Genomic DNA, 21,274 nt, shown 5'->3' on the forward strand with positions numbered 1-21,274 from the left:
ACATGCTACATTCTATCTAATTTTTCCCTTTCCCATGACCCAAAGGCCTGTTATCGCCATTTTTGACGTCGGTAAGACAAACAAGAAGCTGTTTCTCTTCAATGAAGACTATGAAATTGTTTGGGAAAAGACGACGCAATTTCCTGAAACAACCGACGATGATGGCGATCCCTGCGAAGATGTCATTCAGCTAAGTGACTGGGTACAATCATCGTTGAACGATGTTTTACAATTACCCGAGTTCTCGGTAAAGGCCGTCAATTTTTCTGCATACGGGGCCAGTTTTGTCCACCTGGGTGCCGATGGGCAAACGGTTGGGTACTTATATAATTACCTCAAGCCTTTTCCGGCAGCTATCCGGCAGCAATTTTACGACACCTACGGAACCCAGAGCGATCTATCCCAACAAACGGCTTCACCAGCGCTGGATAGCCTGAACTCTGGCCTGATGCTGTACAGGCTCAAGTATGATAAGCCCGAGCTATACGAACGCATCCGTTATTCGCTTCATTTACCGCAATTTGTGAGCTATCTCATTTCCGGAAAGTGTTTCTCGGACTTGACCAGCATTGGCTGTCATACCATGTTGTGGGATTTTCAGCGAAACGATTATCACCAGTGGGTTCTGAATGAAGGCATTGACCAGATTCTCGCTCCTACATTCCCGTCCGATAGTGTCATTAGCCCGGAAGAACTCAATCGGCCTTATCCGGTCGGCATCGGTCTGCACGATAGTTCGGCGGCTCTTATTCCGTATCTGGCGTCGTTTCGTGAACCCTTTATTCTGATTTCGACGGGCACCTGGTCGATTAGCATGAATCCGTTCAATGCCAGTCCCGTTACACCCGAAGAGTTGCAGTATGACTGTTTGTGTTTTCTGCATTACAAAGGTCAGCCCGTGAAGGCATCGCGCTTATTTGCCGGTTATGAACACGAACAGCAAACCAAACGATTGGCCGAGCATTTCAAAACGCCCGCTGATTACTACAAAACGGTTGCATATGATCCCCTGCTGATCCAGTCGCTCAGGATGCACCGACCCGACGCTGGAACCAACTTCGATCTGGTAAAAAACCCGCCCATGCAGGAGTCGTTGTTTGGCCACCGGAATCTGTCTCATTTTCAGAACTACGAAGAAGCCTACCATCAGCTTATGCTGGATCTGGTTGCCCAACAATTGATTTCAACGGATCTGGTGCTGGAAAACTCACCCGTCAAGCGGCTATTCGTGGATGGAGGATTCAGCAAGAACCCAATTTATATGTCATTGCTGGCAGCCGCCTTTCCGCAAACCGAAGTCTTTGCCGCGTCGGTGGCCCAGGCAACGGCGCTGGGGGCAGCCCTGTCTATTCACCAGCACTGGAACACGAAGGCTATTCCTGCCGAAATTGTTGATCTGAAGTTATATTCAACAGATTCCGTGGCCATTTAACCCGGAATTTGTTCTGATTTTCGAGATTTCATAAGCTCCTTTTGGGATACGAAGGCCTCTACCCGTACTTGGCGAACCGGAGGCTTTCGTATCTCTTTTGTGCTTTTCGTGACCAAACTCTTCATCTCATTCAAACACCTATGAACGTACCATTTCGCTTTAGCCGAGTACTTCTGTTCGTGCTCGGTTTTGTTGGCAAAGCCCCACAACTTCAGGCGCGGATTGTTCGGATTGAAATTACCAGTGTTCAATCGCCAACGTTCGAGGGGAAGGTCTTTGGAAAGGTGGGCGTTTACGAGAAATTACGGGGAAAAGCCTATGGCGAACTAGATCCGACGGCTCCACAAAATGCCGTCATTACCGACATCCAGCTAGCTCCTCGCAATGCCAGAGGGAAAGTGGAGTATGTAATGGACATTTACATCCTGAAGCCGATCAATCTGGCCAATGGCAACCATAAACTCTTTCTGGAAGTCAATAATCGTGGCGGGAAATTGTTCGGCGGTTTCAACAACAGCAGTGGTGGCAATGATCCTACCACAGCCGCACACGCGGGCGATGGCTTTTTGATGAACAGGGGCTACACAATCGCGTGGAACGGTTGGGACCCCTCGGCTTCAGCCGCCAATAATAACCTGACAATCAGCGCTCCGACTGTCAGGAACCCGGACGGTTCACCGATCACGGGGCCATCCTACGAATACATCGTTTTCGACGATAAACCGTCAACAACATATTCGCTCGCTTATCCAGCAACCACGTTGAACACCGCACAGGCAACCCTCACCGTGCGCGACCATTTGCAGGACTCGCCTACTGTTATTCCGGCAGGAGGCTGGGAGTATGTCAATGAGCGTACGATCCGGTTGTTGCCCGCCGGAACGACTTTCCGGCAAAGTGCGATTTATGAATTTGTCTATCCGGCCCGCGATCCCATTGCGGCCGGAATTGGTTTTGCGGCCACGCGTGATTTTGTCTCGTTCTTACGGTACGCAAGAGCCGACGATTTTGGCAACGTTAATCCACTGGCTGGCGATTTGCAGTATACCTTCTCGTACGCCGTTTCGCAACCGGCCCGCTATTTAAATGACTTTCAGACCCTTGGCTTCAATGCCGATGAAAATAACCGGCGGGTCATCGATGGCATCGAAAACTGGCTGGGCGGTGGCAGTGGTATTGGGCTGAACGTTCGGTTTGCCCAACCCTCACGAACCGAGCGTAATCGGCAAAACCACCTTTATCCGGAAGGCGTTTTTCCATTTGCCTATCCCGTTACCAAGGACCCATTTACGGGGAAAACGGGAGGACGGATAGCCGCCTGTTCAACCAGCCATACGTGCCCCAACGTTTTCGAAATCAATTCGGCCAACGAATATTGGGTAAAAGCGGCTTCGCTACTGCATACCGATGCCACAGGAAATGACCTGCCAGACCCGGAAAATGTTCGTTTCTTCCTCGTATCAGGTGCCCAGCATGGTGCGGGCAATGTGAATAACCGTGGTTTATGCCAGCAATTCCAGAATCCTACGAATGCCGAACCAATGCTACGGGCTCTGTTTATTGCCCTGGACGACTGGGTAACGAAAGGCACTCCTCCGCCCAAAAGTGAAGTTCCCCGGCGATCAACGGGCACGGCAGTTGTCGCCAATGCTCATCAGAATTGGCAAACCGGACAGATTGCACAGGAAGCACTCGGCTGGCCTACGATTCCGGGCGTGACGTATACGGGCCTCATCACCACTCGCTACCAGCTTGATTTTGGTTCTTCGTTTGGACACGGAATCATGAGCCAGTATCCGCCCAGTATCGGTGAGCGGCCTGTTTACATAAACTTTGTTTCTAAGGTTGATCAGGATGGGAATGAGATAGCCGGGATTCGGTTGCCACCCGTTGCCGCGCCCATCGCTACAACAACGGGTTGGGCGCTGCGTCGGGCTGGTTACGGTGAAAATGAAGGCTGCGAAGGAGCCGGTCAGTATATTCCTTTTAAATCAACACAAGCCGAACGGCTGTCGGTCAATGATCCTCGCTTATCGTTACTGGAGCGTTACCAGACACACGATGGCTACGTGAAAGCAGTGGAGAAAGCAGCCAGAAAACTAGCCGAGCAACGTTTTTTGCTACAGGACGATGTCGAGCTGTATATTCATACCGCAGCGGCAAGTAACGTGTTGAAGTAGGAGGCATCAGAAAACGAACCGGTACTTATTGGCAAAGCTCGTTATAAGCGGCAACCATTTCGCCAAATTGATTCCAGTCGCGACGGGTGGCTATCGGGTAGTTACGGATGAAAGTTGGGCAATCGCCAAACAGTTTTTCGTGAACAGCTTCCAGATCACCACGCCTTGCAAGCACCGGTTCCTGCCCGTTTTTTAGAACAATGTAGCTCAACTCCTGCCGATTACTTTCCAGAACGAAATTCCCGAATGTATACTCGGTTGTTTTCTTCCAGCCCGATACATCGAAATAAAGCGCCACTCGTCCTTCCAACGGGCTCAGGCGTTCCAGTAACATCGGCTTATTGCTTCGTCGTGGATTGGGCACCCGTTCAAAAATAACCATTTCCCGGTCACGTGAAATATACCCGCTCGAATAAGCGAAATCAGGAATGCGCTGTGCAATAAGACGAAGATCATCGCCTTTCAGTTTGGTTTTAGCCTTGTCGGCATTGCGGAAAATGACACCAGCCGGTGAATCATTTACGAGTGTTCCAATGCGCATTTCTCCCCGGATCGTATCGTTCGTCATCGTGACGACGTATCCATCAGTCCACATCGTGATGGCACCCACTGGTATATACTGGGCCAGGCCAAGGGAACTCTGCAGCAGGATAATAAGTACAGTTAAAATTTTCATTCTGGTCGCTGATCGTTTGTGGCAACGAAGCTACCAGCACCGGATTGTTTCTGATAAACAATTCTGATTGAACCGTCAAATAGGGCGTTTGAACTGGATCGAAGGCCGTTTATGACCCCTGAAGAACTGCCTTATAGCTTGAAATTCATTCGGGCGAGCACCTGCGATCCAACACGCGCAATGAACAGATAGTCACCAGGAACCGTAAGGTTAATCTGCTCATTGACTTCGGCGGTGTTGACGTATTGTTTCTCGAAGATGACAAGCCCCTGATTATCGGTCACGTGCAAATCAATAGTCTGGGGAGCGGGAATCGACACCTTAATGGCCGTTGCTCCTGTGGTAGGGTTTGGATTGATCGTCAGTTGTCCCTCAAACTTCAGGTTCGTATCCGTCGAATTGTCGACATCGACTGTAAAAACATCCGTTAAACAACCAGACTGATCGGTGACGGTATAGGTTGTTGACACCGCGGGCGACACACTGACGGTTCGGCTGGTTTGCCCGGAATTCCACGTATAATTTCCGGGCCATGAAGCCGCCAGTGTCAGCGGTTTATCGGGAATTGTCAGGAAATAACGGCGCTGGCTAACCTTTTTAAAAACGGTGAATTTGTCTCGTACGGTTCCATCGGCAGCCAACCACTGTGCATCGAGTCGATTGTCGTTTACATCGATCAGCATTGAACCGCCCACCTGATTATCCGAATAAACCATAGCCTGGTGCGGATAACCAACCGACTGCCCACCCAGTTGCCCACCGCTGCCACTGACCACATAGATCGTACCGGCCTGTTTGTTGATTATCGGGCAGGAATTGGGCGAACCATCATACCGGGCATTGCTTGTCGATACAGCATGCTGGTTTAGATCGAATGTATTGGCCTGACCATAATGTCCTTTCATGAGATAGCTGCGCTCATAAAGATGGCTATGCCCTGATAAGACCAGATCGACCTGATACTGCTCCAGGATAGGAAGCAGTTGCTGGCGTATCTGAATTAAATCGTTTTCGGTATCCGAATTATGCGAGCCTTTGGTGTAGGGCGGATGGTGAAAAAAAACAATTGTCCAGGGCTGATGATTAGCGGCTAAATCGCTGACAAGCCATTGCGCCTGCCGACCCGCCGGATCGTAGAGTCGTGAACCATCATTTCCTTCAGAATCCAGCGAAACGAAATGAATATTCGCATAATTGAACGAATAGTTGAGTTTCGATCCGGAAGGCACCCCACCAGCTTCGGCCTGCTGCGGAACACTGACCAGATTGAAATAGTCAATATTTAAATTGTTGGGGTTATCGATGTATTCATGGTTCCCCGGTGTAGACCAGACCGGAACATGCTTCAAAATATCGGTATAGATATCAAAGAGGTTTTGCTGGTACTGCGCGTCAAATCCCTGATTATAAGCATTATCGCCCAGCCAGAGCCAGATATCGGCGGGATGGCTTTGCGCGGCTTGCCGGTAGTGATTTAAAACGGCATTTTGGTTGGCATTGGCCGTACCAACGCCAAAATCGCCCAGCGCCCAGATACGGACAGGAACCGTAGACCCTGAAGTTGGTGATGTTTGAAAATACTGATCACTGGAGGTCATTAAATCACCCGCCGACGAGCCGATGGCATAATAATAACGACTCGCCGGTTGTAAGCCGGTTAGTGTAACAATGTGCTCAGTCGTTGCAGTGGGATCGGTAGTTTCCTGATTAAGCTGACCGGCGTTACTACCAAAGCGAACGCGGCTGTTGGTCGGTTGATCGGTACGCCAGCGAATCGTTATGCCCGTTGGTGTAACCGTCTGCAGATAAGGTGAACGCGTAACGGTTTGCGCCACCGAAGCCGTTACAACCACTGTCAGGCTGACAATCCAAATGACATGAAGGAGAGTTAGACGGATCATATACTACTAGTTGGCTTCATTAAAAGTACACAACTTTGATGACACTTCGGACATACAGCAAAAATGGGAACCGCAGGCACGGGAAAACCAATAAGGTCTGCTTCCGGTAAGTAGACTATTTCCTTTTCGCGACCACTTGTTAACCAGAGGCAACCTGTTGTCAACTCTGGCTGGATGTCTCCCCTTCGCTCGTCTACTTTTGGGTGTTCTTTATATTCCTCAGGAGCCTTGCATTAGTAAGAGTTGAGCCTAAATAAAGAATCACTACTATAAATCAATCTTTAACCATGCATACATTATCCTTTGGCTTATTGATGGCCAGTTTACTAAGCTCTGTTTTCGCAACCACACTAAGCCCATCGTCGGTAACTGATGGGAAATTGCACGGCATACTACCAGTAGTCAACCAGAAAGTGACGTATTCCGAGGTCGTCGATTGTGGCAGTGTGTCGCAGGTCGACCTGTTCCGGCGCGCCAGATTATGGATTGCTCAGTCGTCGTCGTCGTCGACCAGTACCTTTTCACTGAACGACAAAGAAACCGGCGATCTGGTAAGTCGGGGAAAACAGGTCGTCAGTATGCCCCGTTCGGAGAGTTTTGCCGGTGGTGTGTTTTCCTTCCGCTATAGTTTCGTCATCGAATGCAGCAACCGTAAATACCGGGCAACCATTACGCAGATCGACGTAGAAGATGGGAACAGTGATAAATTAACACCGATCGAGGTCTATTCGCAACGCAACGAAAAAGACCTTCAGCTTATCTATCAGGAACTTGATAAGCAGCTTAAAGGCACGCTGCAACTGCTTCAGGAAAACGTTAAAAACTATAAAGGTTTCTAGGAATCCGGCTCCATGAACCGAACTGTCACGTATTTGCTGGGCCCCGAATTGGTCTGGCTGCTTTTGCTCGCTTTAGCTGGAATTCTTGTAGCCCAGAACCAGCCCGTAACGGGAATGAGTCACCTGAAGATCATCTGGCTGAACTGGTATCTACCCGCCATTGGCGTCATGCTGGCCTTTGTACCCCTGTTCTGGGCAACGGGCAACCTGTGGTGGTGGCTGGTACGGATAGGTCTGGCAAGTCTGATTGGTGTTGTTCTGCTCGTGGGCTATTTGTGTAAATCGGCCAGCTATTCAGATATCCGCGATCTGGGCGTTGGCATGGGATTTCTGTTTTTCGTCGCTATCGGCTGGACACTGTTAGCGTCCATAGGATTGATCGCTATCCTTTTTCAATTAGCGAACTGGTCATTCCTGCCCGCCCTAAAATGTTTGCTGGTTCTGTTTAGCCTCTTTCTGCTCGTGATGAAGTTCAAGTGGGACAACCCCTGAAACAACGTCACTACGGTCCTTCCTCTTTTTAAGAAAATTATTATTCGTACGCCCATGTACACCCTTCCATCAACCGTTTTATTCGCAACTCTGGCGGTAGTCGGTTTTATATTACTGATAAAAAGTATCACCCGGCTCATGGATATCTATGCAACGGCTCCTAAAGTTGAGTGGATTGCTCAATCTCCTGCCTGTTATTTTGACCTCCGCGATCCTGGTATCTATGAAATCTCGGTGATGCGCCCTTCCATATTTGGCGTAATTCCTAAACAAATTCCCTTCGAGGTGCTCGATCGTCAGGCTGAAAAAAGTATTGCCGTCGAAAACTATAACTTTCTGCTTTCCGGCCGCCGGGATATGTCTGGCAACCGGATTGTCCCAATTGCAGAGTTTACGATCGACCAACCCAGCACATTCAGGCTTTTCAACCCGGCGAACGACGATTTTAATCAAACCGATAAACTACTCATCAGGCCCAAGGCTGGAATTACGGGCGTTTTATCCATTTTGGGCGTCGTGTTTTCGGGCGTTTTGTTCATCGGCGGATCGATTGTTTTCATAATAACACTGGTTAAGCCATGAACCGCACCGCTGCTTATCTGGCTGGTCCTGAACTAAGCTGGCTCATCCTCTTTCTGCTGACAATGGGGCTTGTTGCCTTCTATCAGCCGCTGGCCACCGACTCCTCTAAAGAGCAGTTACTGAACTATGGCTGGTTTTTGCCGCTCATTGGTGTGGTCATGGCTTTTATACCTTTATTCTGGGCGCCTGGTAACCATTGGTTATGGTTAATTCGTATTGGCCTGGTCAGTAGCCTCGGCATTGCCTTCCTTGTCACCTATCTATGCAGTTCGGTCCAGTATCACGACAGCCGCGATTCGGGTGTTGGAACCGCCTGGATTATGTTTTTCAGCCTGGGGATAATGGCGCTTATTGGTATGATGTTTATTAGCGCCATTTTTCTACTAACTAAATGGCCGTTTCTACCAGTATTAAAATGGCTACTAATCATTGTCGGCATTCTCATTGCGTTTGGCATATCCATTAATTGGCTGGCATCCCTGAAAACAGGCAAAGCTTCCTAACCTGACGATTTCACAGTGTGGTCTGGTAAGAACCTATTCATTCAGAAAGCCACCCGGCTTTCCGACGCCATTCACGGAAGTCTGCATCGGTGTGAAGATCAGCCGGGTTGCCCGCTTCAATTGCTTCAGCAATACGTTGTTCGGTGATGATCGGGAGGCTGATTTCAGCCCGTAGCTTATTTACCGCTGCCTTATCCTCAACGGGAAATAGTTTATCCTTATCGTACTGGGTGCCATACCGTTGCGGCTTGCCGGTAAAAAAGCAGATTCGATCATATAGATAGGCCAAATGCTGCGGATTGATGTCATCGCCAACAACGATCATCAACTCATAACAGGATTTCATAAACAAAGCCTCGCCAATAGCATGTTGCACAATGAGCCAGGCGGCTTCGCTGGCTTCTTCGCCTACTTTCGATCGGGTTGGCCAGCCAATCTGACCAATGATCTCCCTGAGCCGGACAGCATTGGCCCGATGAACGGCTTCCATGCTCGGATTATAGCCGTTCGACAGCTTGTTTTCCTGAAGCAATTGCTCCCGAACGGCCAAATCATGGGTAGCCAATTGAATGAGTTCCTGAGCGATTTTGACTTCCATCTCCTTACGGAATAGGGTGGCATTCTATCCGATGACCAATCCGAATGATATGTCCGTCGGGGTCGTTGACGAACATCTCCCGCATGTTCCACGGCATACTTTCGGGTGGAGACACAACCAGAGCCCCTTTCGCTTTGATGGTTTCATAGTAGGCATCCACGTCATCGATGATCAGGTAAATCCATGTTTCAGGATGACCCTGACCGTCCAGACAGAAGAAAATCTCCACGTCATTTTTCACCACGCCCCCGAAGGTGGGTGGATTTTCCCACTCCCATTTATTATCAAAGCCTAACACATCGACGTAATAGGCAAGGCTCCTGGTCACGCTGGCCGAATATAGAATAGGTACGGTTTTCGCTAGTTTCATGCGTATTGTCGTTTAGCAGACGCAATACTAAATTCCACTCAACGTAATCTTTTTACGCCGTACACTCCGATTGGTCTAACTTTATTGTACAAGTTGCATCATCCAGGCGCAGGCTATACCTCCATAAGTGCCCAGCACATGGCTAAGTACGGCCAGTAAAACGCCAACCGGTGCCAGCGCCGGGTGAAAAACAGAAGCGACCGCCGGAGCGGTTGCAACCCCTCCAATATTGGCCTGACTGCCCACTGCTACGAAAAAATAAGGGGCCTTCAGGACGCGGGCAGCTATAAACATGATCAGGATGTGGATGAGCATCCAGATTATGGCCACAGCAAATAATCCGAGATTGCCGCTGATAGTTGACAGATCGAGCCGCATGCCGATTGTCATGATCAGAAAGTAAATAAACAAGGTCGAGAGGTCCGTTGTACCCAGTTTTTCGAGCTGTCGGGCGCGGGTAAACGACAGCCCAATACCCAGTGTCGTTGACAGAATCACCACCCACAGGAAGTTCGACAGAAACGGTTCCAGCCCGTGTGCCCGCATCCAGTCGGCATGCGGTTGAAACGTTTGGGTTAGCCAGGAAGCCAGGGCATGGGCAACTGCTGCTCCGCCGAAACCCAGGGCCAGAATGGTCGTTAAATCGGTTAAATCGGCCGGTTTATCGCGTTCTTCCCGGTAGCTTAAAATCCTCGCTTTTACCTCTTCGATACTCGATGTGTCGGCTTTCAGAAACCGATCTATTCGCTCCGAAAAGGCTGCTCCATAGATCAGACAAGCCGTCCAGACGTTTGATACGATCGCATCAACGACCAGAATAATGACAAACAGGGCTTCGCTGCAACCATAAATTTCTTTTAAGGCGATCTGGCTACTGCTACCCCCTATCCAGCTACCCGAAATTGTGACCAGCCCTTTCCAGAGTTGCTGGTCAATGGCCTGCTGGCGAAACTCCGGCGATAACGAACTGACCAGCGCCAACGCGATTGGACCTCCTATGACGATACCGAATGTTCCAGCTAGAAAAACCAGTAATGCTTTGTTGCCCAACCGTAGTATAGAGCGCAGATCGGCGGTAGATGTCAGCAATACCAGCGCAGCAGGCAGCAGATACTGCGAGGCAACTGTATAGAGCTTCGATTGCTCACCCGAAATAATACCAAAGCTATTCATCGCTCCCGGAAAAATGTAACAAAGCAGGAGAGCAGGAACCCAGTTATAGAATTTCTGCCAGCCCCGATGTTCAGATCGGGAGGTGTGAAAGATGAGAGCCAGCAGTGCAAGCAGGATACCCACAATAATGGCATCGTGAGTAATCAGAGGTTCTTTCGGCATCAGAATCTGGACAAATCCATTGGGTTACTTGCTCTCTGGTATTGACTAAGCCAAAGCCCTACGGCGCTTAAACAGACATTGGTAAGGTCAGGATCAGTTCTGTAAACTCCCCCTCCTCGCTTTCCAGCGTAAAGGTTCCACCATGACCCTTGGTTATGATATCATAGCTTAGCGAAAGGCCTAAACCTGTGCCCTGTCCGGTTGGTTTGGTTGTAAAGAATGGTTGAAATATTTTCTGTTTTATCGATTCAGGAACACCTGTGCCATTGTCGCGAATTCGTATTTTGACACGATCCGCTTCCTGGCTAGTGTATACCGCAACGACTGGCTGGTAGTCTGGCTCATTACTTTGCTGCCGCTTTTGGACAGCATAAAACGCATTATTGAACACATTGAGCAGTACCCGACCCACTTCCTGCGGAACGATTGTAACCGGCCCCAAATCAGGGGCATAGTCGGTAATCAACCTGGCCTCAAATGTAGATTCTCTCGCCCGTATGCCGTGATAAGCCAGCTTAAAATACTCGTCGGTTAACGCATTCAGATCCGTAGGCAGTCGCTCACCACTACTCGTACGGGCGTGTTCCAGCATGCCCTTTACGATCGCCGAAGCCCGGCCACCATGCTGGTTTATCTTCAGTAGATTCTGCTGTAGATCGTTAATGAGTTCAGTATCCAGTTCCTCATCGTGTTGGTCGCTCTGGCGGTTTTCAATCAGTTCCGTGACCAGTTCGGTGCTGACCTCCGAAAAGTTATTGACGAAATTCAGGGGGTTCTGTATTTCATGAGCGATGCCAGCCGTCAGTTCACCCAGCGAAGCCATTTTTTCCGCCTGTATAAGCTGATCCTGGGTTGATTTCAATTTGACAAGCGTTTGCTGAAGGGCTTCCTTCTGTTCATTTAGCTGACGATTCGCTCGTTGCTTTGCCCGGTTGTTACGGGTCAGGATCAGCGAAAAAGCCACCAAAAGCGCGATGCAGCCAATGAGGATAAAAACATACTGGCGTTGCCGATGCGACTCCTGATCCCGTAGCTGGCGATCTTTTGTCAATAGCTGAATCTGGGCTTCTTTTTTAAGGAGGTTCTGCCTGTATTCCAGCGAAGCCAGTCGACGCGTGGTCGCTTCGGCGGTTAAGCTATCTTTATAGGCACTGTACTGCAAAAAATACCGGTAAGCCTGCGCATAATCGCCCTCTTTTGCAAACGCCTTGCTTAACGCTTTGGTTGAATCGCGAAGTTTCTTGCGGGTCGTAAGTTGCTCCACAACCTTCGGATTGCTTCTGGCCGAATTGATTAATGTATCGACCCATCGATCAATCGTTTCCGCCTTAATTCGAATGTGCCGATTCAGGCCAGGATCATAGGTTGGGATGGGAATTGAACTCAGATAATCAGTCGAAATAGCAGGCGACGATCGATTATCAAACCGTTTTTTTAGGGCCATCGGATTAGCCTCTATCGTTATATCAACGGGAATCGTTCGGTCTGTCCGCAACGACTTCCTGCCCAGTCGCTTCGAAGCCTTTTTCATAGCCTCCCCTGTTGCAGTCATCACCTTACTCAACGCAACGGCTATCTCAGGCGATGTTCGGCGATAATCGTGCTGAATACGTCCTATATATCCCAGTGCCCAGCCTGCTTCTTCCACATCCTGAATCTGTCCGGCGGCTTCCCCGGCTTTTGCGAAAAGTTTCATTGCCTCTTCAGTCTGCTCCTGCTGAATATGAAGCGTTGCCAGGTGGCATAATGCGATGACCTGTCCGGGTGCATAATTCAGCTCGCGAGCCACATTTAACAGCGAATCGGCCTCACCAACGGTGCTCATTTTTTTTTGTAAGGCCGTTTTCAGTCGACTAATTTCTTTTCCCTTTTCCAACTGCTGCGTATCGACGGGATTGCTGTTATCCGAAACGACCTGCGACCAGCCAGGAACGACAACTACCCACAAAAGCACCATAAAGCCAATCGGGATAGTAAAGCGAGAGCACCGTTTCATTCGTACGATTGTATCTAAAAATAGAGAGATTGCCAGGGCAAATTATCGAAGATCTGTGGAGGGACCAACGGAAACGTCACTAGTTACTTTTTTTCATCGATAAACCATAGAGTATAAGTAGGAAATTTCCGATAAAAATCAGGAACTAGCCCGAAACTCAACTCCCTGTGAAGCTGTTGTCAAAACAGATTTCGATCTCGTTTATGAACATTATTGCCCGCCATCCTTCTGCACCGCTTCGGCTGTTTATCGACAAATTCTGGGCAGTTTCAGCCGAAAAGTTCGACCAGCAGGACATTGGTTTACCCGTGATGCGGCACGAGTTTATGTTCAACTTTTCGGATCATTTTTCGATTTGCCAAACCGACAGTAAACCGTTAATTGACGATCAGACAACCTGGGTCAACAGCCTTTATACGCACCCACAACGCAGCGCAACCCGTGGGCGACACGAAACGTTTGGCATTTTCCTGAAACCGTGGGCTCTTTATTCCCTGACGAATATTCCGGCTTCAGAATTTACCAATCAGGTTGTTGAAAGCAGTCTGATTTTTCACCAGCCCATTAAAGACCTGACCGAACAGTTGCGGGAAACAAATGACATGCAGGGCAAACTTGCCTTGCTCGAATGTTTTCTGCTGAATCATTTCTCGGGCAAAGACCTGCCCGCTTACCTGCCTTTCGCGGTGGATTACTTGCAAAAACGGCCGTGGCACGACGGAATCGTTCGGGATCTGGCTAGGTCAATTGGAATTAGCGCCAAATCATTAACGCAGGCATTCAACAAATACGTTGGGGTTTCGCCCGGTCGATTTCTGCACATACGACTTCTAAATCAGGTAACTGCCGATCTGGCCAACAACCCAAACCAATCCTTAACGGAACTCGCTCATCGCCATCGCTTCTTTGATCAGGCCCATCTGAACCATCTCTTCAAATCCTTAACTAACCTGACACCTGGCCAATATCAGAAACAGGTTCTGGCCGGAACGATCGACAAAAACGATCCCTGTTACATTCGCCAGACAACGTAACTTTTATACAATTTTACGGATTCCCGTTCCGGTAGTTTTGCGCAAAAACGAACCGACATGCGAACGATAAAATTGTTCATTGCTACCAGCCTGGACAGTTACATTGCCGGACCCAACGGCGAAATTGACTGGTTGTTTACTGAAGGTGAATACGGCTACAATGCTTTTTTAGAGGGTGTTGATACAACTCTGATGGGCAACGAAACCTACAAGCTGACAAAAACATTCGGCGACTTTCCATACAAAGACCTGAAAAATTATGTCTTTACGCGCAACACAGCGCATCCGGAGGAGCCTTATGTACAGTTTATTACGGGCGAAATTGCTGCTTTTGTTCAATCGTTGAAAGAACAGAGTGGCAAGGCTATTTTTTTAGTCGGCGGAGGCTACATAAACACCGTTCTGCTCAACGCAGGACTGATCGACGAGCTCCAGATCTTCGTCCATCCGATTATTCTGGGAAACGGTATACCCCTATTTCAACCAACCGAAACACGACATAACTGGACGTTTGTTGCCAGCAAAGCCTATGAGCGTGGACTGGTTGAATTACAGTATTTGAAAGTGTAAATGACTAGTCAGGCGAAGGCCATCTACTAGCTCTTCGCCTGACCATAAAATATTAATTACCAGACTACTACGTCTTCTCTTACATCAGCAACTCTTTTTCTGACCGCAAACGGAAAGAACAGCAACGTGATGGCACATCCGATTGATGGCACATAGCCAATGGGCGTAAATACCCCTGTAGGAGCACTGATAGCAATGATCAACAGTGCGGTTCTGATGGCGCTGCGCTGACTACCAGGAATTCCCCGAAACCAAGCTCCGATTTCACGAAGCATACGGATACTGAGCGACAACAGGACCATGCCCATCAGAATCAGCGAATAGAATCGGTAATCGTATACAAATGTCCCATTGTTAGCTCGCTCGATGGCCCGGTAGCTGATTTCAAACAAATGCCCACCACCGATAAACGTGGCAATGGCCGTAGCACCAAAAACGACAAAATAGGCAGGTACTTTTCGTACAGAAACGGTAGCGCGTCGAACGAGCCGAATGGTATTGATAAAAGTAAATACCAGGCAAAGGATCAGCACGATTTCATCGATGTGATTTAGATAAAAACGTATCATATAGAATAACCGCCGATTCGGCTGGTTTATGGTTCTGGAAAGGGGCAAGTTATTGTTCCTAAGCCACCCTCATCAACCAACATCTGGATCAAGCGGCCAGAACGCCGTATCAACCAACAAAATCATGTCCTGATTTGCAGTTTATCAAGGCCAAACCTTACGGCATTCGATTGAGTCCCTCCCATTTCACGTTCCAGCTACCATCGGTCGGGAATCCGGGCGTAGTCGATCCGGCATACCCATCCCAACCCGCACACATCATCGAAACGGCCATCAATAAACCACCATTGCCGGGCAGGTAGATTCGCAAATTATTCCGCTGGTAGTTATGCCCATTCGGGAGATAGGTATTTTTGGTAACCTTCATCATCAGGGCATCCACGGCCTGTTTCGGCCTTCCGAGCCGGGCGGCAGACATGGCTACCAGTGGATAATCCCACCCCCAGGTATCTTCCCAATGCCATACAGACATAACCTTGTCGAAGGTGCGCTGCATGGTCGGCACATCAAGCTGAGCCGATGCCGGCAGAAAGCCGTATGCTCCCAGCACCGTTGGATGATCGGTAATGTAGGGTTCAAATGTGTAGGAATTCGGGGCGCTCTCCGCTGCCAGATACAGGCCTTCCTGCACGGGCAGTGGCGATAGTTTAGCCAGCACATCATCCCATTCCGGATTACGGGGCAGCCCCAGCCGCTGCCGCCACTGCTGCGCGACCGTAAGCCCCCAATGCCAGTAAGCCAGTTCGTAGGTTGGGTTATAGGTTTCTTCGGGCTTAAACCGCTCCTGTGCCGGAATCAAGCCTTTGCCCAGAATATACCGCTTCGTAGCGGGGTCCCAGTACGCATACGACGCCATAAAATCGGCCGTATCGAATACCAGTTCCTTATATTTTTCCAGAATGGCCTGATTGTGATGATGGCGATAGCACAACTCAGCAAAATACAGAAAATGAGGCTGTTGCCAGATCAGAAATGGAGAAACGGTCGATGGACTTTCGTTCCCTTCTGCATCGGTCATTTTCTGCCACCGTACGCCTTTAAATCCCTGACGGGCAGCAATTGCCTTCGCCTTTTTCCGTACTGACTGATACCAGCCGAGGCTTCGTTCCAGCAAATCGATCCGGTTCCACTGGGCGAAATGGGCGGCATGCCACCAGTGCATTTCGAGGTGTGGTCGCCCATACCAGCTGTTATACGTTAGCCCCGTTTCCTGTGGGGGTATCGAACCTGCACACTGAATCCGGGTTAAATATTGGGACAGAACAACCCGTCGTTCGAGTTCGGAAGCCCGCGGATCGGTACTCCCCGAAAAATCAACAGCGCCCCCCGACGTCCAGAATTGTTCCCAGCTTCGGTAACTGTTCTTTTGTGTATCGGTAAACGAAGCGGGTGTTTCGCCGGTGGGGCGACTCGAAAAGCGACAACTTACATCAATTGAAGTCAGTTGTCCTGTTGGTTTCAGCACAAACGCATGAGCACCTTCCTGTACCAGCGATGCGGATGAACTCCAGCCGATACTGGCCGAATAGTGCGTTGTGTCGAGTGTTCGTTCGATCACGGCCGACTTACTGGTTAGTGGTTGCAGTCGGGATATGTGCCGTTGGGTGCTTTCCCAGTCCGTATTGTTTTCCCAGTCGCCGGAAGCGTACGGAAAACGGAACGTCACGGTCAATCGCCCGGTTTTCAGTAAGGGCGATTTGACACGGATCGCGAGTTGATCCTGATTTTGGTGAGCAACGGTCAACACATCTACCGATTGTCCGTCAAGCTCGAAATGGCTTCGAATTTCGCCAGTCCATAAATCAAGCACCTGGTGACTGTTTTTCAAATCCTGGGGTTTGGCACTCTTTCCATCCGCTTTCGTCAACCCAAACCCAACTTGCCCCAGGTGTAAGCGGTGCGGATTTTCACGAAACCAGTCAGAGGCAAGCTTTTTCCGTTCCGGCTGCGAATAGGCATACGTGTAGGGTATTTTACGACCATGTGATTCATAGTCTTTATATACTTCCTCAATCCGATACTGCTGCGGATTAAGAAAACTGTGCCACCCCCATTGCGACTGGGTACCGAGCGGCACTCCATGCTGATACAGGTCTGGGAAGGTTTGAAGACCGGTTGGGTCAACTGTAAAGGCAAACTCGCCATTACCGACCGATACAGACTGCATCGAATCAAAGCGGGTCACAACAACATTATGACGTGCTACGACCGCTTTTCGGTCAATGCGCGTGTTGGATGGCCGGAATGTTGTCGTAGACGGCGCAATCAAATGGCCAAACAATCCGGTCAGAATCAGCAAAAAAAAACGATAGATCATAGTTGTAAAAAGGCAGGTGGGCAGGAATTTCCCTACTCCCGACAGGCGTGAACGTAACGCGTTCCTTTCAGCCCGATCTTATACCGGGCTAACAGTTCGAATCGCGGGATACATATTCATTTCGATTCTAGATCCACAATCGAAACCTACTTCGCTGTACCGGACAAAGGCACAAATTTGGCCGAAAGGTCAGGGGTTTTCATGTCTTTATCGAACGGAAACATCGGACGCTCAATCCGTTTGTACGGTAGACGAAATAAATCCTGATCAACGCCACCGGGCGTCAAGGCCATAATCCAGTCGGCTTGCATGGCGTAAAGTTCAGGTTCGAGATACCCAATTTTTACCACTACGATATCCGATTTTCTTGGTTCCAGACCTAAGCGGGTAAAGTCCTTTTCTTTGTGATACGGTTTACGTTTCCGGGTAACGATTACGTGAATACTACCCACTTTCACGACTACTTCCACCTCAGCATCTTTGTCGCCCTCGACAATCGACTCTACCGTACCCTTGAGCGGAACCGGTGCGGCAAAACGGTGATCGACAATGGCTCCCGCCGTACCCTCTACCTGGCCGCCCACGCCCGCTGCCATTGCCTTTTTCACTAATCCCGGATCAGGGATCGATGCATAGATTAACGAGGGGCCATCTGCCCGCCGAAACTCCGGCTTTGACAGTAGCTGGGTGAGTGTCCAGGTCACATCGCCAGCGCCACCAGCTGTCGGATTATCGCCCGTATCACTGATAAAAAAAGGACGTTTCTGGCTGGGTATGGCTTTAGCCAGGCATTGCTCCAGTGTACCAGTAGGTGCTACAAAATCAAATTTTGAGCGTACATTCCAGAAATTAAGGGCTAATTTCTCCGCGGCCTGGGTTACGCTGGACTTGTCATCGCCGACCACCATGACGGCTGCATGATTGCGCGGTTCATCTGCCCAGGCATAGCCTATCCATATGCCTGCATCAACAATGCCCTGCTGATGATCGGCCAGGGGCTCAACCTCATGATAAAGACTCTTACCGGGCTCGATGCGTGTACTCGTTTTTTCGCCCGGCAACAGAATTGGTACCGTAATCAAGGCTTTATAAGCAGGCTTCCCTTTCCCGCTCTTAATTCGTTCGAGCAAATTGACCACAGCCCGTTCCTTGGTTTGCATGGCATCTTCATGGGGGGCCATACGATAACAGGTCATTAAATCTGTATTTTGAGCCAATCGCCAGGAGACATTCCCATGCAAATCCATGGATGTAGAAATGAGGGTTTTATAGCCGATCACTTGCCTGATTCGGGTAATCAGGTCGCCTTCCGGATCGTCGAGGCCGATGACACTCATAGCGCCGTGAATATCAAAATACAGGCCATCGTAAGGGCCGTACTTTTTAAGAGAATCCAGCATTTTGTTAACCAGCGACTCATAGGCTTCCCTTGTTACGGCCCCTCCAGGCAATGATTTACCCACGATGGCCGGTAGCCAGACTGCCTTTTTTCGTAATGGAGCAATGGCTACCATAAATGGATACGCGTTGAATACTTCAGCGCCATAACGGGCGTGAAATGCTTCTTCATTGGTAACCGCCGGAGAAAATGTACTGGATTCAATGCCTAAACCAGCGATTGCAATTCGTGGCAATCGGGTTACTCCAGGGTTACTGGTTGATTGGGCAACTGCCGAACCAGCGAACGTAAACCCGGCTATCAGAGTAAAGAGGACAAGTTTCATGCCCCCAAGTTAATTCATTCTGTAGAGTAGGCAATTCGTTTGAGAAGGTTTAGCAGGCATTGGCGTGAGGTCAGGTTGAAGAACCTGACCTCACGCCAAACCGACCCTGGTATGAACAGCGAGATTTTGAGAATCGTAACGGTGAATCGTTGCATCGTCGAACCGTTCTCGGATGTGGTGTCGGTTTTGAGAAACCGACACCACATCCGAGAAACCGACATTACATCCGAGAAACCGACATTACATCCGAGAAAAGAATTTCAGCCGTTTTTTTTAGCGAAGCCAGCTAAAAAGATCACTTGAATGAGGTTTCATACCCCGCTTTAATTCTTTTATGAACTTGATAAATGGCCTTACACTGCGGAGGGATCGATCGTATTCCTCCAGCGAAAGAACCTGTTGACGTATTGTTGGCAAATCCTTACTGATCTCCGTATTCAGGCTGGTCTTTTTCCCTTTATTTACCATATCAATAGACGAAATAAGGTAGCTGTATTCGCCGTCTTTCACCTGTATTTCGATAGGTACTTCGTAATAGGCCTTCCAATTGGTTTCACCAACTCGTGTGCTATTCATGGGAATAAATACCCGGCCTCTGCCTCTTATCAATCCCTTCGCCTGATCTTCAGCCTGATTAATCTGGTTATCTTTCGGATAAAGGGTCGATAAAACCAATTTCGCCTGGGAAAAAAGTTGATCGGCAGTAACCCCCGGAGTTTTAATAACACCCTTGTAGACGACCCCACCCGTTATTGAATCAATCTCAAACGGCATATCGGCGAGTGTATAGGTTCTCTTCTGGGCATAGCTAATTCCTGCCAGCAGGTAAAAAGCCAACCATAGATAGTGCTTCATCAGCTAATTTCTTTATCAGGTATATTCGTCGATAAAGAACGTACTAAATCGTGCACCGGGCGTAAAGCACTTTTTAACCGGTAGAAAAAGGGTCTTTCTACCAACTCCCATTTTCTGAGACTTCTGGCATTCAATTGTCCGTGAACGCGATTGCCCAGTCAGCTAAAGTACTGGTTTCTAGCGATTAACCCAATCCATCATTGTGCGAATTGTAACACCTATGCAGCCAATGGTAGCCAAAACGTTTAGAACGGGTATAATGGCGATGGGTATGGCTATTTGCATGGTTGCTTCCTGAGAATCGGTCAGCCAACCACATATCAGGATGAAAAGCATTGGGGCAACATAGAAGGTAATGAATAGACTCATAGCAGTAGTTGCCTCACCCGTTTATAACAAAACCCAGAAAGATCAGACCTCGTAGGTTTTTGGTCATGTGTGATAAGGTCAATAATATTTAACTGTTGGGATTAACTAGCTTATTTGGAGAACGATGTCAGTATTATGACTAAGCTGAAGCGGGTAAGTCATTTGTATTTAGCAAAGAATACTAAATTTTATGTACCTACCGTGTTTCTTCCGGATAGGCTTCCATCCCAATTCAGCCAGATTTTAAGTTGAAAGACATCGTACGAGAGAATCGGGCACATGGCAGAGCCACGTATGTTTCCAGATACTGAAACTCCTGTTCAATTTAGGACTTTCGCATCGAGCCGCGGATGGTGGTTACTAGTGATGTGCATACAAACCACGGTCCGCCGTGCGGTGGCACGGCTCGATGCGAAAGTCCTAGAATGTAAAGTCTTGTGGGTACCAGAGATAATTTTCGCAGAATTTCGATCAATTAGCAAACATTATTACGACTAATTAGTTACTCAAAATAACAGGTGGTTGGGCTGAACGTTTGGGGCAATTGACATGGAAACGATACTGGTATTGACTGACAATCGCGAGCAGTTCAATGAGCAGCTTGGCCCAACGTTTCAACGGATCTATGCCCGCTTTACCCTGAAAGTCCGACAGATCGATGCCAGTCTTTTGACGGATTTACTGAATGGTCTTCCCCCACTAATGATTCTTGTCGATTCATGTGTTGATAGTCTCTCTTTTTTGAAAGAACTAAAGGCGCATCCCGTTTTACGCAGCGTGCCGGTTCTGATGTTAAGGGCTATTGCTACCCGGCAAAAAACCTCAATTGAGCTCGGCACGGAGAAGAAGTACACAAGCCTGTTTCGCCAAACCGGCAACTCCGATCGTACGCTGGGAATCGAATTGCCTGACCAGTTTAACTAACCGTGTAA

Annotated in this window: 20 protein-coding genes; 9 read left to right on the forward strand and 11 right to left on the reverse strand. The window is 48.9% G+C overall.

Annotation, left to right across the window (positions count from 1 at the left end):
* Positions 1 to 34 precede the first annotated feature (34 nt).
* Positions 35 to 1,432: an FGGY-family carbohydrate kinase gene (locus GJR95_RS18890; protein ID WP_162387344.1), complete on the forward strand. Its 1,398-nt coding sequence runs from the start codon at positions 35 to 37 to the stop codon at positions 1,430 to 1,432.
* Positions 1,433 to 1,572: 140 nt separating this feature from the next.
* Positions 1,573 to 3,612, forward strand: a complete 2,040-nt coding sequence (locus GJR95_RS18895) for an alpha/beta hydrolase domain-containing protein (RefSeq protein WP_232541240.1) — start codon at positions 1,573 to 1,575, stop codon at positions 3,610 to 3,612.
* A gap of 25 nt (positions 3,613 to 3,637) precedes the next feature.
* Here the strand turns inward: GJR95_RS18895 and GJR95_RS18900 are convergent, their stop codons facing one another.
* A complete protein-coding gene (locus GJR95_RS18900) occupies positions 3,638 to 4,288 on the reverse strand; it encodes a hypothetical protein (RefSeq protein WP_162387345.1) in 651 nt (216 codons plus the stop codon).
* 131 nt (positions 4,289 to 4,419) lie between these two features.
* Positions 4,420 to 6,189, reverse strand: coding sequence for a purple acid phosphatase family protein (locus tag GJR95_RS18905; RefSeq protein WP_162387346.1), 1,770 nt, complete (start codon positions 6,187 to 6,189; stop codon positions 4,420 to 4,422).
* Between the two features lie 287 nt (positions 6,190 to 6,476).
* Between GJR95_RS18905 and GJR95_RS18910 the strand changes: the two genes are divergently transcribed.
* The 4 genes from GJR95_RS18910 to GJR95_RS18925 are packed head-to-tail and all read left to right on the forward strand — an operon-like array spanning position 6,477 to position 8,605.
* Positions 6,477 to 7,028, forward strand: coding sequence for a DUF4468 domain-containing protein (locus GJR95_RS18910; RefSeq protein WP_162387347.1), 552 nt, complete (start codon positions 6,477 to 6,479; stop codon positions 7,026 to 7,028).
* A gap of 12 nt (positions 7,029 to 7,040) precedes the next feature.
* Positions 7,041 to 7,520 carry a hypothetical protein gene (locus GJR95_RS18915; RefSeq protein ID WP_162387348.1) on the forward strand — a complete coding sequence of 160 codons (480 nt, stop codon included), beginning with the start codon at positions 7,041 to 7,043 and terminating at the stop codon, positions 7,518 to 7,520.
* A gap of 54 nt (positions 7,521 to 7,574) precedes the next feature.
* Positions 7,575 to 8,102: a hypothetical protein gene (locus tag GJR95_RS18920; RefSeq protein WP_162387349.1), complete on the forward strand. Its 528-nt coding sequence runs from the start codon at positions 7,575 to 7,577 to the stop codon at positions 8,100 to 8,102.
* On the forward strand, positions 8,099 to 8,605 hold the full coding sequence (locus tag GJR95_RS18925; RefSeq protein WP_162387350.1) for a hypothetical protein: 507 nt from the start codon (positions 8,099 to 8,101) through the stop codon (positions 8,603 to 8,605). Before GJR95_RS18920 ends, GJR95_RS18925 begins: the two co-directional genes overlap by 4 nt.
* 37 nt (positions 8,606 to 8,642) lie before the next feature.
* Here GJR95_RS18925 and GJR95_RS18930 read toward each other — a convergent pair whose 3' ends face one another.
* The 4 genes from GJR95_RS18930 to GJR95_RS18945 form a co-directional block, all read right to left on the reverse strand.
* Positions 8,643 to 9,203: a DUF6624 domain-containing protein gene (locus GJR95_RS18930; protein ID WP_162387351.1), complete on the reverse strand. Its 561-nt coding sequence runs from the start codon at positions 9,201 to 9,203 to the stop codon at positions 8,643 to 8,645.
* 4 nt (positions 9,204 to 9,207) lie between these two features.
* Complete coding sequence (locus GJR95_RS18935; protein ID WP_162387352.1) at positions 9,208 to 9,573, reverse strand: glyoxalase superfamily protein; 366 nt, start codon at positions 9,571 to 9,573, stop codon at positions 9,208 to 9,210.
* 81 nt (positions 9,574 to 9,654) lie between these two features.
* Positions 9,655 to 10,908 carry a DUF819 family protein gene (locus GJR95_RS18940; RefSeq protein WP_162387353.1) on the reverse strand — a complete coding sequence of 418 codons (1,254 nt, stop codon included), beginning with the start codon at positions 10,906 to 10,908 and terminating at the stop codon, positions 9,655 to 9,657.
* A 67-nt stretch (positions 10,909 to 10,975) separates the two neighbouring features.
* Positions 10,976 to 12,904, reverse strand: a complete 1,929-nt coding sequence (locus tag GJR95_RS18945; RefSeq protein ID WP_174260214.1) for a sensor histidine kinase — start codon at positions 12,902 to 12,904, stop codon at positions 10,976 to 10,978.
* Between the two features lie 167 nt (positions 12,905 to 13,071).
* Between GJR95_RS18945 and GJR95_RS18950 the strand changes: the two genes are divergently transcribed.
* Together GJR95_RS18950 and GJR95_RS18955 are read left to right on the forward strand one after the other, a co-directional pair.
* Positions 13,072 to 13,938 carry a helix-turn-helix domain-containing protein gene (locus GJR95_RS18950; RefSeq protein WP_162387354.1) on the forward strand — a complete coding sequence of 289 codons (867 nt, stop codon included), beginning with the start codon at positions 13,072 to 13,074 and terminating at the stop codon, positions 13,936 to 13,938.
* Between the two features lie 57 nt (positions 13,939 to 13,995).
* Complete coding sequence (locus GJR95_RS18955; RefSeq protein WP_162387355.1) at positions 13,996 to 14,508, forward strand: dihydrofolate reductase family protein; 513 nt, start codon at positions 13,996 to 13,998, stop codon at positions 14,506 to 14,508.
* Between the two features lie 56 nt (positions 14,509 to 14,564).
* Here the strand turns inward: GJR95_RS18955 and GJR95_RS18960 are convergent, their stop codons facing one another.
* The 5 genes from GJR95_RS18960 to GJR95_RS18980 form a co-directional block, all read right to left on the reverse strand.
* Positions 14,565 to 15,077, reverse strand: a complete 513-nt coding sequence (locus GJR95_RS18960) for a hypothetical protein (RefSeq protein ID WP_162387356.1) — start codon at positions 15,075 to 15,077, stop codon at positions 14,565 to 14,567.
* Positions 15,078 to 15,234: 157 nt separating this feature from the next.
* Positions 15,235 to 17,394 carry a hypothetical protein gene (locus GJR95_RS18965; protein WP_162387357.1) on the reverse strand — a complete coding sequence of 720 codons (2,160 nt, stop codon included), beginning with the start codon at positions 17,392 to 17,394 and terminating at the stop codon, positions 15,235 to 15,237.
* Positions 17,395 to 17,540: 146 nt separating this feature from the next.
* Positions 17,541 to 19,118: a M81 family metallopeptidase gene (locus GJR95_RS18970; protein WP_162387358.1), complete on the reverse strand. Its 1,578-nt coding sequence runs from the start codon at positions 19,116 to 19,118 to the stop codon at positions 17,541 to 17,543.
* Positions 19,119 to 19,391: 273 nt separating this feature from the next.
* The gene (locus GJR95_RS18975; protein ID WP_162387359.1) at positions 19,392 to 19,973 is read right to left on the reverse strand and encodes a DUF4468 domain-containing protein; all 582 of its coding nucleotides are present in this window, start codon (positions 19,971 to 19,973) and stop codon (positions 19,392 to 19,394) included.
* 177 nt (positions 19,974 to 20,150) lie between these two features.
* Positions 20,151 to 20,342, reverse strand: coding sequence for a hypothetical protein (locus tag GJR95_RS18980; protein ID WP_162387360.1), 192 nt, complete (start codon positions 20,340 to 20,342; stop codon positions 20,151 to 20,153).
* 549 nt (positions 20,343 to 20,891) lie between these two features.
* On the opposite strand from GJR95_RS18980, the gene GJR95_RS18985 reads away from it, so the two are divergent.
* Entirely contained in the window at positions 20,892 to 21,266 is a 375-nt protein-coding gene (locus GJR95_RS18985; RefSeq protein WP_162387361.1) for a response regulator, read from the forward strand.
* The last annotated feature ends 8 nt before the right edge of the window (positions 21,267 to 21,274 follow it).

It is taken from the genome of Spirosoma endbachense, assembly GCF_010233585.1.
GTDB lineage: Bacteria > Bacteroidota > Bacteroidia > Cytophagales > Spirosomataceae > Spirosoma > Spirosoma endbachense.